A 13,314-nucleotide genomic window follows, 5' to 3' on the forward strand; every position below is an offset into this window, starting at 1 on the left:
GACACGGCGCCACCGCGAATTCCTGTGACGCCCGTCTCCTGCTGTCGACCTCGTCGGTGATCGATCCGGTCAGCGACCGACCGTGCGGAATTCCGTTGTCAGCGAGGCGGTCTCGGCCGCATCCCGACCGGCGTGGAAGCCGTCGGCGTCGACCCCGCGGCTACGCGAGTCGCGGGTGACGGGGAACAACCGCCGGAACTCGGTGTCGACGGCGTCGGAGCGTCTGGCGAGGATGGGTGCGAGTTTCGTGATGGGCATCTGCGCGTCGGCGGCGGCGTGGGCGGTGGCCCGGACGTCCGCCTCGCGGAGACGTTCGCCGATCCGGTGCGCGTAGCCGGTGAGGAAGGCGCGGCGGAAGGAGGTCGCGGACGATCCGCGCCGCCCCGCCGTTCCGGCCGCCTGCACGGCCCGTCCGGCCTGCACGAGCAGCGAGGTGTACAGCATCTCGGCCTGCTGCAGGTCGGTGGCGGTACCGACGATCGTCGCGATCTGCACCCGGGTGAACCACACCGTGCGCACGCGGTTCGCGTCGCCGATGGCGGTGAGGAGCAGGACCTTCTCGCGGATGTACGGGCTGTCGAGGTGGATGCGCCGGCCGACGACCGGGTCTGTGCCGGAGTCGGGTCCGGCCAGCAGCGCCGCACCCACGGCGTGACGCGAGACGAGTTCCTGCGCCTTCGCGGTGAGCGCTTCGGCCTCGTCGGGGAAGTCGGTGGACTCGGCCTTCGACAGCAGTGCCCGGATGCGTTCGAGGATCCGGGTGTCGGGCGGGGCGGGCGCAGACGGGTCGCCGGACCGGACGGACGGCCATCGCGACGGCGGGGGTGTGAGGATCGCGAAGGACGGCAGGTACTTCCAGGTGAAGGCGAGCCCTTCGATCTCGAAGCGGGTGACGTCGGGGAACGCGCGGAACAGACCGTCGGCCAGGGTCGGGGCTCCGGCGGCGTGGGCCGGACGCGGGTGCCGGCGGGTGATCTCGTCGAGCTGCCGTACCCACTCGACGGGGGCGCGTTCGGCCGCGCGCCGGATCTGCGCGTCGAACAGCATCGTGGCCGCCGTCAGTGCGACATCGGAGGGACCACCCGAGCGGGCCGTCACGTGGAGCACGTCGGCGGGCTGCCATCCCCGCTCGTAGGCACCGCCCAGCTCGGCGAGCAGGGAGTGCTCGTTCAGGCCATCGGATCGAACATGTGTTCTATCGCTGCGCATGCGCCGCAGTGTGGCGCACGGCACCGACAGGTTTGCGCGGCGACGGAGAACACGCAGGTGAAGCTCTCCGTCGCCGGATCGGACGCTCAGTCCTCGTCGACGTAGCGCGGGAACACCGGTGCCGGGGCGGGCAGGGTCGTGCCCGGAGCCAGGCGGGTCGCGACGGCGTCGAACTGCCGTGCCTCGGGTGTCTGACCGAGGAGATCGAGGATGTTCGCGGCGGCATCGGGCATCACCGGCTGGACGAGCAGACCCACGATCCGAACGACCTCGAGCGTGACGTACAGGACCGTCGCCATCCGCTCGGGATCGGTCTTGCGCAGCACCCACGGCTGCTGCGCCGAGAAGTAACGGTTGGTCTCGCCGAGGACGTGCCAGATCGCTTCGAGACCGAGGTGCAGGGCCTGCGCGTCGAACTCGGCGCGCACCTTCGCGAGCAGCGCGTCGGCCTGGGCGAGCATCGCCTCGTCGTCGGCGGTGAACTCGCCCGGCGTGGGCACGGTGCCCTCGAGATTCTTCGCGACCATCGTCAGGGAGCGCTGCGCGAGGTTGCCGAGGTCGTTGGCGAGATCGGCGTTGATGCGGGTGACGATCGCCTCGTGGCTGTAGCTGCCGTCCTGGCCGTAGGAGATCTCGCGGAGCAGGAAGAAGCGCAGCTGGTCGAGGCCGTACCGGTCGACCATCTCGAGCGGGTCGACGACGTTGCCGACCGACTTCGACATCTTCTCGCCCTTGTTGAACAGGAAGCCGTGGACGAAGACCCGCTTCGGCAGTTCGAGCCCCGCCGACATGAGGAAGGCCGGCCAGTAGACGGTGTGGAACCGCGTGATGTCCTTGCCGATGATGTGCAGGTCGGCGGGCCAGTAGCGGCGGTAGGACTCCGATTCGGTGTCGGGGAAGCCGGCGCCGGTGAGGTAGTTGGTCAGCGCGTCGACCCACACGTACATGACGTGATCGGGGTGATCGGGGACCGGCACACCCCAGTCGAAGGTGGTGCGGGAGATCGACAGGTCCTTCAGGCCGCCGGAGACGAAGCTGACGATCTCGTTGCGGCGGGTGGCCGGGGCGATGAAGTCGGGCTGCTTCTCGTAGAGCTCGAGCAGCTTGTCCTGATAAGCCGACAGCCGGAAGAAGTAGGTGGACTCCTCGGTCCACTCCACGGGGGTGCCGGTGTCGGTGGAGATCCGCGAGCCGTCTTCGAGCAGGGTGGTCTCGCCGTCGGTGTAGAACGCCTCGTCGCGGACCGAGTACCACCCCGCGTAGGTGTCGAGGTAGATGTCGCCCGAGTCGACCATGCGCTGCCAGATCGCCTTGCTCGCCTCGAGGTGATCGGCGTCCGTGGTGCGGATGAACCGGTCGTACGAGATGTTCAGCCGCTTGTCCATGGCCTCGAACACGTCCGAGTTGCGGGACGCGAGTTCGGTGACCGGGATGCCTTCCTTCGCGGCGGTCTGCTGCATCTTCAGGCCGTGCTCGTCGGTGCCGGTCAGGAAGCGCACGTCGAAGCCGTCGAGTCGCTTGAACCGCGCGATCGCGTCGGTCGAGATGTACTCGTAGGCGTGCCCGATGTGCGGGGCGCCGTTCGGGTACGCGATCGCGGTCGTGACGTAGAACGGCGGGCGGGTGGGATCGCCGGCAGCCGGGCGGGAGGAATCAGGCGCAGTCATGGTGGCCAGTAGTTTATAGGGCGTGAGCGCAGCCCGTCCCGCCCCCGAAGCCCCGCAGCCGTTGAGTCCCCTCGTCGACGCCCACACGCACCTCGACGCGTGCGGTGCCGAGGACGCCGCGACGACCTCCGCGATCGTCGATCGTGCCGCCGCGGTGGGGGTCGGACGCATCGTCACCGTCGCCGACGATCTCGAGGCGGCGCGTTTCGCCGTGCGGGCTGCGCACTGGGACGACCGCGTCCACGCGGCCGTCGCCATCCATCCCACCCGCGCGAACAGTCTCGACGACGCTACCCGCGCCGAGATCGAGAAACTCGCCGCCGACCCGCGCTGCGTCGCGGTGGGGGAGACCGGCCTCGACCTCTACTGGCCCGGCAAGCTCGACGGGTGCGCCGAACCGGCCGAGCAGGAGGAGGGCTTCCGCTGGCACATCGACCTCGCGAAGCGACTCGGCAAGCCGCTGATGATCCACAACCGCGAGGCCGACGCCGACCTGCTGCGTGTCCTGCACGACGAGGGCGCACCCGAGAAGGTGATCTTCCACTGCTTCTCGTCGGATGCCGACATGGCCCGCCGCTGCGTCGACGCCGGATACCTGCTGAGCTTCTCGGGCACCGTGAGTTTCAAGAACGCGAAGGCCCTGCGTGAAGCGGCGCCGCTCGTGCCCCGCGAGCTGGTGCTGGTGGAGACCGACGCGCCGTTCCTGACCCCGCATCCCTTCCGGGGCGCGCCGAACGAGTCGTACTGCCTGCCGTACACCGTGCGCGCGCTCGCCGAGGTGCGGGGCGAGGACGCCGAGGAACTGGCGGCGGCCACCACCGCGAACGCCGAGCGGGTGTACGGACTTTCGTAAAGGGCACGCGCGTCCCCACTCCCGTCGTGAGAATACGGGCATGCGCTCCTTCGTCTACAACTCTCATCCGGTACGTGTGATCTTCGGCCCCGGTACCGCCTCGCGGGTCGCGGACGAAGTACGTCGACTCGATCGTTCCCGCGTTTTGCTGCTCGCCGGCGAGCACGTGCGGCACCAGGCGGAACTGGTCGAGAAGTATCTCGGCGATCTGCAGGTCGCGCGTATCGACGGCGCGGTGATGCACACGCCGGTCGAAGTGACCGAACGGGTCCTCGGCCGGGTCACCGAGCACGACGTCGATGCGGTCGTCGCGGTGGGTGGCGGCTCGACCACAGGACTGGCCAAGGCACTGGCACTCCGCACGGGGATCGATCAGGTGATCCTGCCGACGACCTACGCCGGGTCGGAGGTGACGCCCGTTCTCGGTGAGACCGCCGACGGGGTGAAAACCACGCGTTCGTCGCCCGACATCCTTCCCGAGACCGTGATCTACGACGTCGAGTTCACCACCTCGATGCCCATTCCGTTGGCGGTGACCAGCGCGATCAACGCGATGGCCCACGCGGTCGAGGCCCTCTACTCCGAACAGGCCAATCCGATCGTCGACGCCCTCGCGCTCGAGGCCGTGGCCGCGATCGCCCGGGGTATCCCGGCGCTCGGTGCGGATTCGGCCGATCCCGAGGGGCGTTCGGATCTGCTGCTCGCGGCGTGGCTCTCCGGAACCTGTCTCGCCTCGGCAGGAATGGGGCTGCACCACAAGCTCTGTCACGTGCTGGGCGGCTCGTTCGACCTGCCGCATGCCGCCACGCACACCGTCGTGCTGCCCCACGCGCTCGCCTACAACGAACCGTCGGTACCGCACGTCATGGTGCGGGTCGCGCAGGCGCTCGGCACGGATTCGGCGTCCGCGGGCGTCTACGACCTCGTGGCGGCGGCCGGTGGGCCGACGAGTCTCGAGGAACTGGGGTTCCGGGAGTCCGATCTGGACGAGGCGGCACGACTGGCGACGGCGAAGCCGTATCCGAATCCCCGGGAGGTCACGGAGGTGGGCGTGCGACGGTTGCTGGGGGAGGCGTTCGCCGGTACCCGTCCGGAACCGGCGCAGAAGTCTGGTTGAAGCTACAACCAAGGGTTGCTACCTTAGTTTTCGCTTCAACTAGGTGGGGCTCTCCGGCCTCCTACCCGAAAGGCTCGACATGAAGACCCCTCTCGTCCGCGACCTCGGCATCCTCGTGGCCCGACTCGTACTCGGCGTCATCTTCCTCGCGCACGGACTGCAGAAGTTCAATTCGTGGGGATACGAAGGCACCAAGGCCGGCTTCGAAGGAATGGGCGTGCCCGCCCCGGCCGTCTCGGCGTTCGTCGCCACCTGGATCGAGATCCTCGGCGGTCTCGCGCTCATCCTCGGTGTGCTCGTCCCCGTCTTCGGCGTCCTGCTGTTCCTGCTCATGCTCGGCGCGTTCTTCATCGTGCACGTGGAGAACGGAATCTACGTCGGCGACGGTGGTTTCGAGCTCGTGGCCGCGCTCGGCGCAGGGGCCCTCCTACTCGCCGCGGTCGGTGCGGGAGCGTTCAGCGTCGACCGATTCCTCGCGCGGAAGGTTCCGCTCCTGCGCACGGCCTGACCTGCGGTTCCGCGGCGCTGTGGACGATTTCCCCCGATCGTCCTCAGCGCCTCTTCCGTCCGATGACGCGCGCTCAACGCATATGTCTTGTTATTCTCCTGTACGACATACGCGTTCACGGATCTCTCCGACAGGACCGATATGACCGTGCAGCAGGCTGTTCCGCGTCGCGACACCACGTGGAATGTCAATCGACGGACCTTCCTCGTGGGCGCGGGTGCGCTCCTCGCTGCCGGCCTCGTGGGCGCCGGATCATCTGCGGCACAGCCTCGGACACCGCAGCGTCCCAACATCCTCATCATCATGACCGACCAGGAGCGCCAGCCGATGCACTGGCCGGCCGACTGGGCGCGCAACAACCTGCCCAACCGGCAGCGTCTGGCCGACACCGGGCTGACCTTCACGCGGTCGTTCTGCAACGCCGCGATGTGCTCGCCCAGTCGCAGCACGTTCTTCACCGGCCTCTATCCCGCCCAGCACGGGGTGGTGAGCACCCTCACCGAGGGTGGCACGCTCTCGCCCACCGAACCCGTGCTGCCGGTGGACGGCCAGAACATGGCGAAGATGCTGCTCTCCGCCGGATACGACGTCCACTACCGCGGCAAATGGCACATGAGCAAGGGCGCCGACGGCGGCGACCCGTCGCCCGACGACATCGCGCGGTACGGCTTCGCGGGGTGGGAGCCCCCGGAGGCGGGGCAGGACACAGCACCCGAGAACTTCGGGGGTGGCTGCGCCGACCGCGACGGCAAGATCGCCTCCGACGCCGCCGAATTCCTGCGGTCGCGCAGCGCCTCCGACGACAGGCCGTTCGCGCTCATCGTGTCGTTCGCCAATCCCCACGACATCCTCTCGTACCCGAAGACTTGGGATCAGGTCGACGGCGACTGCAACAACTACGGGGCCTTCGCACCCGAGGCCTTCGAGCAGGGAATCGACCTGCCGCCCACCATCGACGAGGACCTGCTCCGCAACTTCAAGCCCACCGCCCAGGCCGAACTGCTCCTGCTGCTCGCAGGTGCGCTCGGTCCGCTCGTCGGTCCCGAAGCGGCACGGCAGTACGTCAACCTGTACGCCTACATGCACAAGGTCGTCGACCAGCACATCGGGACGGTTCTCGATGCGCTGGAATCGGTTTCGGGCATGCGCGAACGCACCGTCGTCTTCCGGGTGGCCGACCACGGTGAGATGGGGCTCTCCCACGGCGGACTCCGCCAGAAGGCCTTCAACGCCTACGAGGAGACGCTCAATGTCCCTCTCGTGGTGAGCAATCCGGTGATGTTCCCGAGGCCGGTCTCCACCGACGCGCTCGCGTCGCTGATCGACGTCATGCCCACCCTCGCGACGATGGCCGCCGTGCCCGACCGTTCGGCGTGGACGTTCAAGGGCGTCGACCTCACGCCCGTCATCGAGGGCGCGTCGTCCGGTGGCACGCCGCCACAGGTGCAGGACACCGTCCTGTTCACCTTCGACGACGAGAACGCCGCCGCGGCCAACGGGCAGACGACGGTGAAGCAGCCCAACCACATTCGTGCCGTCCGGCAGGACAGGTGGAAGTACGCGATGTACTTCGATCCGTCGGGACGCGCGCTGCCGCAGTTCGAGCTCTACGACCTGCACGACGATCCGCTCGAGACGCGCAACCGCGCGAACCCGCTCGATCTCGCGAACTTCGACCCGGTGCAGGTCGCGGCCATGCACGCCGTCCTGATGGACGTGATGGCCCGCACGGGCACCACCCCGGCTGTGACGATTCCGCAGTTCCCCGTACCGAGCGGATCCGCCGATCTCCCGATTCCCAGCGGGTCGGCCGGACGCTGACGAAGCCGATCACCGGCAACCGCGACCATCGGTAGGCGGTCCCGGAAACCGCTGCGCCCGCGAAGCCGGCCGCTCCGTCCGAGCCTGTGGGCATCGGCACCTCGAACGCCCCCGCATGGGGCAGGGCACAGCTGCGCGCGCTCCTCGGCTACCTCACGGAATCCATGTCCTTGCCGCCCGAATCGCGAGGAAGTTCTTCTTCCGAGTGTCGATCGAAAATGGCGATTTCGGACACTCGAAAATGATCGAGCTAATATCGATCCGATATCTGTGACGTGCGTCGTGATCTGACAGAAATCATGATCTGTGCAGGTAAAGGCGATGAAGTTGCGATAACAATGCCGTCTCGTTACCGTGCTGTGATCACAGTTGTCGTCCGTCTGGAAATAATCGTGTCACCTTTCACCAAGATCAATCGCCTCAAGTCGCCGGTGTTCTACTCGGTGGTCGCCGCCGTCTTCGTCACCCTCGGTGCCGGTGGCGCCACTGCTGTGGTTCAGCACAAGGACGTCGTCCTCGACGTCGACGGTGAGCAGCGTGCCTTCGGCACGATGAACTCCAACGTCGGCGACATCCTGGCCGCAGCCGGCTACACCGTCGACGAGAACGACGTCGTGGCCCCGGCCGTGGACTCGTCCGTCTCCGACGGCGACACCATCGTCCTGCGACAGGCTCGCGAGCTGCGCCTCACCGTCGACGGTGAGGAGCGCTCGGTGTGGACCACCGCGCTGACCGTCGACGAGGCGCTCGACCAGTTCCGCCTCTCCGACGACGCCTACGTCTCCGCCTCCCGTTCGCACCGCCTCCCGCTCGACGGTGCCGATCTCGAGGTCGTCAACCCCAAGACGGTGCGCTTCGCCGACAACGGCGCGCCCGCCGCCGAGGTGCGCGTCGCAGCGCCGACGGTCGCCGAGTTCCTCGAGGCCCAGGGCGCGAAGCTCGAGCAGGCCGACAGCGTCACCCCTGCCCTCGACGCGGAACTCGCGGAGGGCATGGAGGTCGTGGTCACCCGCGACCGGACCGAGTCGCGGACCGAGAACCTGCCGATCGCCCCGCCGGAGAACCGCGTGGACGATCCGAACATGCTCGAGGGTGAGGCCGCCGTGAGCGACCCGGGTGCTCCGGGCGAGCGGTCGGTGACCTTCGACGTTCACACCGTCAACGGTGTCGAGGTCGGACGCGCCGAGACCGCTTCGAAGGTCCTCGTCGAGCCGCGGCCCGTCGTGGTCCGCGTCGGCACCAAGCCGAAGCCCGCCGTGCCGGCCTCCGGTCGCGGCTCCACCTGGGACGCTCTCGCGCAGTGCGAGGCGACCGGCAACTGGGCGATCAACACCGGCAACGGTTTCTACGGTGGCCTGCAGTTCACGCAGCAGACGTGGGCCGGCTTCGGCGGCACCCAGTACGCGCCGCGTGCCGATCTCGCGACGCGCGAGCAGCAGATCGCCGTCGCGGAGAAGGTCCAGGCGGCCCAGGGCTGGGGCGCCTGGCCATCCTGCACCAGCAAGCTCGGTCTGCGCTGACCGGCGCGGGTGTGCGCGGTGTGACCTGCTCCCGAGTGCGCTAGGTTCACCACGTGTCAGCAGACGATCCCGAAACCACTCCGAGGGCCACTCCGGCTTCTCCGCGCGGCCTCGCCGCGCTGCTCGGGCCCGCCGAGGTCCGCGCACTCGCGGAGGAGTTCGGGGTGCGCCCGACGAAGCAGCTCGGCCAGAACTTCGTGCACGACGCGAACACGGTGCGCCGCATCGTCAACGTCGCCGGGGTCGGCCCTGAGGATGTCGTGCTCGAGGTCGGGCCGGGCCTGGGTTCGCTCACCCTCGCCCTGCTCGACGTCGTCGACCGTGTGGTCGCTGTCGAGCTCGATCCCGTTCTCGCGCAGCGTATTCCCGTTACCGTGCGGGAGCGGGCCCCGCAGCTCGCCGACCGCTTCGACGTCGTGCACATGGACGCGATGAAGGTGCTGCCGAAGGATCTTCCCGTCACGCCCACCGCGCTGGTCGCGAACCTGCCCTACAACGTCGCGGTGCCGGTGCTGCTGCACCTTTTCTCTGAATTCCCTACTCTGCGAACCGCTCTCGTGATGGTGCAGGCCGAGGTCGCCGATCGGCTCGCAGCAGAACCGGGCGGTAAGATCTACGGCGTACCCAGCGTGAAGGCGCGGTTCTTCGGCGACGTCCGCAGGGCCGGCGCCGTCGGGCGTGCGGTCTTCTGGCCCGTTCCCCAGGTGGAATCGGGCCTCGTGCGTGTCGACCGCTATGCGGAGCCACCGTGGCCCACCGACGCCCGGACACGCGCCCGGGTCTTCGCCGTCGTCGACGCGGCCTTCGCTCAACGGCGAAAGACGTTGCGCGCAGCGTTGAGTGGATGGGCAGGTTCGCCCGCGGAGGCCGAGAGGCGCCTGCTGGCGGCCGGTATCGAGCCGTCGACCCGCGGGGAGAAGCTCGACGCCGCAGCCTTCGTGCGGCTCGTAGGGGTGGAGTGATCCCGGTCACTCGTCCTGGCGGTCGGATGCGATGTGTGGTTAAGTTGTCCTCGGTCGTTAGGTAGTGTGTTCGTGGTTTACCCCTCGCACATTTCTGGTTGCGAGCGGATGCGATAGCCACGATGGAATCGTTTCAGCCGTGTAGTGACAGACCCGGGGGCCGAAACCGACTCCCGACGAGACGGAACGTCTACATCCGTTCTGCCTGCAAGTGAAGGACAGCAACATGGCTGAAGGTACTGTGAAGTGGTTCAACGGCGAAAAGGGCTTCGGCTTCATCGCTCCCTCGGACGGCTCCGCTGACGTCTTCGTGCACTTCTCCGAGATCCAGGGCCGCGGCTTCCGCACCCTCGAGGAGAACCAGCGCGTGAGCTTCGAGATCGGCCAGGGCCAGAAGGGCCCGCAGGCCACCGGCGTGAACGTCATCGGCTGATACCGATAATTCTCCGAATCCGGGCCGGCACCTCAGGGTGCCGGCCCGGATTCGTTCGTCCGGTCAGCCGATCATTGCCCCGTAACCGGTGATGCCCAAGTTCGACGAACCGGTCGACGAGCCCGCCGAGTCGGCGGAGCCGGTCGCCATTCCGGCGGAGCCCGTGGGAGGGGTCACGCAGTCCACGAGATTCAGCGAGCGCAGGACCAGGTCGCCGAGCGAGCAGACGCGCGGCGGAGCCGGTTCGGCCGAGGCGACGCCGGCGGTTCCCATGGTGGCCGCCACGGCGACGGCGCAGACGGCGACCGCATTACGTACGGAACGAGTCACATTTCCTCCAGAGTGTTCAGAGTCGATCGATCGTAGAGCGTGGCCGCGGCGGTCGGGAAGCATCCGTATCCCGAGTAAGCTCTGTACTCGTGCTTTCCGTCGTGCCGACCCCCGTGACAGTGAGGGTCCCGTCCAAGGTCAACCTGCATCTCGCGGTGGGTGACCTCCGTCCTGACGGCTACCACGACCTGCACACCGTCTTCCAGGCTCTGTCCCTGTACGACGAGGTGTCGGTGGTCCCGGCCGACACCCTGAGCGTGACGGTGCGCGGCGCGGGCGCCGAGTCGGTACCTACCGATTCGACGAACCTGGCGTGGCGCGCCGCCGAGATGATGGCGGAACGGGCCGCACGTACACCCGACGTGGCGATCACGATCGACAAGGGCATCCCCGTGGCCGGCGGAATGGCCGGTGGCAGCGCCGACGCTGCCGCGACGCTGGTCGCGCTCGACACACTGTGGGGCATCGGGGCGCCCCGGGAGGACCTCGCGGATCTCGCCGTCCGCCTCGGCAGCGACGTGCCGTTCTGCCTCCACGGCGGAACGGCGATCGGAACAGGGCGGGGCGAGCGCCTCGTCCCCGTCCTCACCCGCGGCACCTTCCACTGGGTACTGGCCCTCGCGAAGGGGGGCCTGTCCACACCGGTCGTCTTCCGTGAACTCGACCGGCTGCGTGCCGAGGGAGAACCTCAGCGCATCGGCAGCGCGGATGCCGTGCTCTCCGCGCTCGGCTCCGGCGACGCCCACCAGCTCGCGCCGCTGCTCGGCAACGACCTGCAGGCCGCGGCCCTGTCCCTCGACCCGATGCTGCGACGCACGCTCCGGGCGGGTGTCGAGGCCGGGGCCCTGGCGGGCATCGTCTCCGGTTCCGGCCCCACCTGCGCGTTCCTCGTCGAGGACCAGCACGCCGCCGTCACCGTGAGTGCCGAACTCGCCGGTGCCGGTGTGTGCCGTACGGTGCGGGTCGCCTCCGGTCCGGTGCCCGGAGCCCGTGTCGTCGGCGACGCCGATCCCGCACACTCCTGATCCTGTAGTACATCTCCGCAATTCTCGGAAGGCGTTCCTCCACGTGGCGAATCTGATCAACCTCGAACAGGTCTCGAAGTCGTTCGGCATCAAGCCGTTACTCGACTCGGTGTCCCTCGGCGTGAACGAGGGGGAGCGGATCGGTGTCGTCGGCCTCAACGGCGGCGGCAAGACGACGATGCTCGAGGTGCTCGCCGGCATCGAGGAGCCCGATTCGGGCCGGGTGAGCCGCGTGAACGGTCTGCGCATGGCCGTCGTGACGCAGCGCGGCGGTCTGCCGGAGGGCTCGACCGTCGGCGAGGTGGTCCTCGGGCCGCTCGATGTGGCCGAGCACGAGTGGGCCGGTGATGCGCGCATCCGCTCGGTGCTCACCGGTATCGGCATCGACAATCTCGGTCTCGACGCGGTTGTCGACGGTCTGTCCGGTGGTGAGCGTCGCCGGGTCGCCCTCGCCGCAGCCCTCGTGCAGGATCTCGACCTGCTCGTCCTCGACGAGCCCACGAACCATCTCGACGTCGAAGGCGTGCAGTGGCTCGCCGAGCACCTGCTGTCGCGGCGCAGCGCGCTCGTCGTCGTCACCCACGACCGCTGGTTCCTCGATACCGTCGCGACGCGCACCTGGGAGGTCGTGAACGGCCGGGTCGAGAGCTACGAGGGCGGCTACAACGACTGGATCTTCGCGCGCGCCGAGCGTGCCCGCCAGGCCGACGCGATGGAGGAACGCCGCCGCAATCTCGCGCGCAAGGAACTCGCGTGGCTGCGTCGCGGAGCTCCGGCCCGCACGTCCAAGCCGAAGTACCGCATCGAGGCCGCCGAAGCGCTGATCGCGAACGTGCCGCCGCCGCGCGACTCGGTGGCGCTGGCATCGTTCGCGAAGCGCCGCCTGGGCCGCGTCGTCATCGAACTCGAGGACGCCACCCTCACCACCCCGGACGGGCGCGAACTGGTCCGCGACCTCACCTGGCGTCTCGGTCCGGGCGAGCGGATCGGTCTCGTCGGCGTCAACGGTTCGGGCAAGACGACCCTGCTGCGCACGCTCGCGGGCGAACTCGAACCGGCGCAGGGACGGCGCGTCCAGGGGCAGACCGTCGAGATCGGCTGGCTGCGGCAGGAACTCGACGACCTGCCCACCGACATGCGGGTGCTCGACGCCGTCAAGGACGTCGCCGAGCGGATCACACTGGGCGACAAGGAGATCTCCGCCGGTCAGCTCGCCGAACGTCTGGGCTTCACACCGGCGCGGCAGCGCACCCCCGTCGGCGACCTGTCCGGTGGTGAGCGTCGCCGGTTGCAGCTCACGCGCGTGCTCATGGCCGAACCGAACGTGCTGCTCCTCGACGAGCCCACCAACGACCTCGACATCGACACCCTCCAGCAGCTCGAGGACCTGCTCGACGGCTGGGCCGGAACCCTCGTGGTCATCAGCCACGACCGGTATCTCGTCGAACGCATCTGTGATTCGACGTGGGCCCTGTTCGGCGACGGCCGCCTGACGAACCTTCCCGGTGGCATCGAGGAGTACCTGCGCCGGCGCGCGGCCATGGGCGACGTCGACGTGCCGTCGGTGGCGTCGACCGTCTCGAAGACCGGTGACGCCGCCGAGCAGCCGAAGAAGCGCGACGGTGCCGCCGAACGCACCGCGCGCAAGGAACTGTCGCGCCTGGAGCGTCTCGTCGCGAAGCTGACCGAGAAGGAGGAGAAGCTGCACCACGACCTCGCGGAGGCGGCGACCGATCCTGACCGGCTGCAGAAACTCGACGCGCAGTTGCGTGAGGTGGTCGCGGAGAAGGAAGCGGCCGAGGAGCAATGGATGGAGCTCGCCGAAGATCTCGACTGAATCCTCTTGACCTCGAGTCGGCTCGAGGTCGC

12 protein-coding genes are annotated in these 13,314 nt (G+C 68.5%); 9 read left to right on the forward strand and 3 right to left on the reverse strand.

Annotated features, from left to right (window positions below; genetic code table 11):
- Positions 1-69 precede the first annotated feature (69 nt).
- A complete protein-coding gene (locus tag KXC42_RS05250; protein WP_051121661.1) occupies positions 70-1,209 on the reverse strand; it encodes a DUF2786 domain-containing protein in 1,140 nt (379 codons plus the stop codon).
- Between the two features lie 86 nt (positions 1,210-1,295).
- Positions 1,296-2,876, reverse strand: a complete 1,581-nt coding sequence (gene metG / locus KXC42_RS05255; protein ID WP_006553813.1) for a methionine--tRNA ligase — start codon at positions 2,874-2,876, stop codon at positions 1,296-1,298.
- Positions 2,877-2,898: 22 nt separating this feature from the next.
- On the opposite strand from metG, the gene KXC42_RS05260 reads away from it, so the two are divergent.
- The 7 genes from KXC42_RS05260 to KXC42_RS05290 all read left to right on the forward strand — a co-directional run bounded on the left by KXC42_RS05260 (position 2,899) and on the right by KXC42_RS05290 (position 10,090).
- Positions 2,899-3,729 carry a TatD family hydrolase gene (locus KXC42_RS05260; protein ID WP_060652139.1) on the forward strand — a complete coding sequence of 277 codons (831 nt, stop codon included), beginning with the start codon at positions 2,899-2,901 and terminating at the stop codon, positions 3,727-3,729.
- A 40-nt stretch (positions 3,730-3,769) separates the two neighbouring features.
- A complete protein-coding gene (locus KXC42_RS05265) occupies positions 3,770-4,846 on the forward strand; it encodes a maleylacetate reductase (RefSeq protein ID WP_071934494.1) in 1,077 nt (358 codons plus the stop codon).
- A 79-nt stretch (positions 4,847-4,925) separates the two neighbouring features.
- Positions 4,926-5,354: a DoxX family protein gene (locus tag KXC42_RS05270; RefSeq protein WP_019288774.1), complete on the forward strand. Its 429-nt coding sequence runs from the start codon at positions 4,926-4,928 to the stop codon at positions 5,352-5,354.
- 141 nt (positions 5,355-5,495) lie between these two features.
- Positions 5,496-7,175 carry a sulfatase-like hydrolase/transferase gene (locus KXC42_RS05275; protein WP_033098246.1) on the forward strand — a complete coding sequence of 560 codons (1,680 nt, stop codon included), beginning with the start codon at positions 5,496-5,498 and terminating at the stop codon, positions 7,173-7,175.
- 392 nt (positions 7,176-7,567) lie between these two features.
- Positions 7,568-8,695, forward strand: coding sequence for a resuscitation-promoting factor (locus KXC42_RS05280; protein WP_006553818.1), 1,128 nt, complete (start codon positions 7,568-7,570; stop codon positions 8,693-8,695).
- A 53-nt stretch (positions 8,696-8,748) separates the two neighbouring features.
- A complete protein-coding gene (gene rsmA, locus KXC42_RS05285) occupies positions 8,749-9,657 on the forward strand; it encodes a 16S rRNA (adenine(1518)-N(6)/adenine(1519)-N(6))-dimethyltransferase RsmA (RefSeq protein ID WP_071934495.1) in 909 nt (302 codons plus the stop codon).
- 226 nt (positions 9,658-9,883) lie between these two features.
- Positions 9,884-10,090, forward strand: a complete 207-nt coding sequence (locus tag KXC42_RS05290; protein WP_006553820.1) for a cold-shock protein — start codon at positions 9,884-9,886, stop codon at positions 10,088-10,090.
- 63 nt (positions 10,091-10,153) lie between these two features.
- Here the strand turns inward: KXC42_RS05290 and KXC42_RS05295 are convergent, their stop codons facing one another.
- Complete coding sequence (locus tag KXC42_RS05295) at positions 10,154-10,420, reverse strand: hypothetical protein (protein ID WP_006553821.1); 267 nt, start codon at positions 10,418-10,420, stop codon at positions 10,154-10,156.
- Positions 10,421-10,509: 89 nt separating this feature from the next.
- On the opposite strand from KXC42_RS05295, the gene KXC42_RS05300 reads away from it, so the two are divergent.
- Both KXC42_RS05300 and KXC42_RS05305 read left to right on the forward strand, forming a co-directional pair.
- A complete protein-coding gene (locus KXC42_RS05300) occupies positions 10,510-11,445 on the forward strand; it encodes a 4-(cytidine 5'-diphospho)-2-C-methyl-D-erythritol kinase (protein WP_037216304.1) in 936 nt (311 codons plus the stop codon).
- Between the two features lie 43 nt (positions 11,446-11,488).
- The gene (locus KXC42_RS05305; RefSeq protein ID WP_071934496.1) at positions 11,489-13,282 is read left to right on the forward strand and encodes an ABC-F family ATP-binding cassette domain-containing protein; all 1,794 of its coding nucleotides are present in this window, start codon (positions 11,489-11,491) and stop codon (positions 13,280-13,282) included.
- Positions 13,283-13,314 lie beyond the last annotated feature (32 nt).

The sequence above is a fragment of the Rhodococcus sp. LW-XY12 genome (assembly GCF_019317345.1).
Taxonomy (GTDB): domain Bacteria; phylum Actinomycetota; class Actinomycetes; order Mycobacteriales; family Mycobacteriaceae; genus Rhodococcus; species Rhodococcus pyridinivorans.

Excerpts from the sequence above, each read along its gene's own strand:
- metG (WP_006553813.1), bottom strand. The coding sequence starts at position 2,876 with ATGACTGCGCCTGATTCCTCCCGCCCGGCTGCCGGCGATCCCACCCGC.
- KXC42_RS05265 (WP_071934494.1), top strand. The coding sequence starts at position 3,770 with ATGCGCTCCTTCGTCTACAACTCTCATCCGGTACGTGTGATCTTCGGC.
- KXC42_RS05275 (WP_033098246.1), top strand. The coding sequence starts at position 5,496 with ATGACCGTGCAGCAGGCTGTTCCGCGTCGCGACACCACGTGGAATGTC.
- KXC42_RS05290 (WP_006553820.1), top strand. The coding sequence starts at position 9,884 with ATGGCTGAAGGTACTGTGAAGTGGTTCAACGGCGAAAAGGGCTTCGGC.
- KXC42_RS05270 (WP_019288774.1), top strand. The coding sequence starts at position 4,926 with ATGAAGACCCCTCTCGTCCGCGACCTCGGCATCCTCGTGGCCCGACTC.
- KXC42_RS05250 (WP_051121661.1), bottom strand. The coding sequence starts at position 1,209 with ATGCGCAGCGATAGAACACATGTTCGATCCGATGGCCTGAACGAGCAC.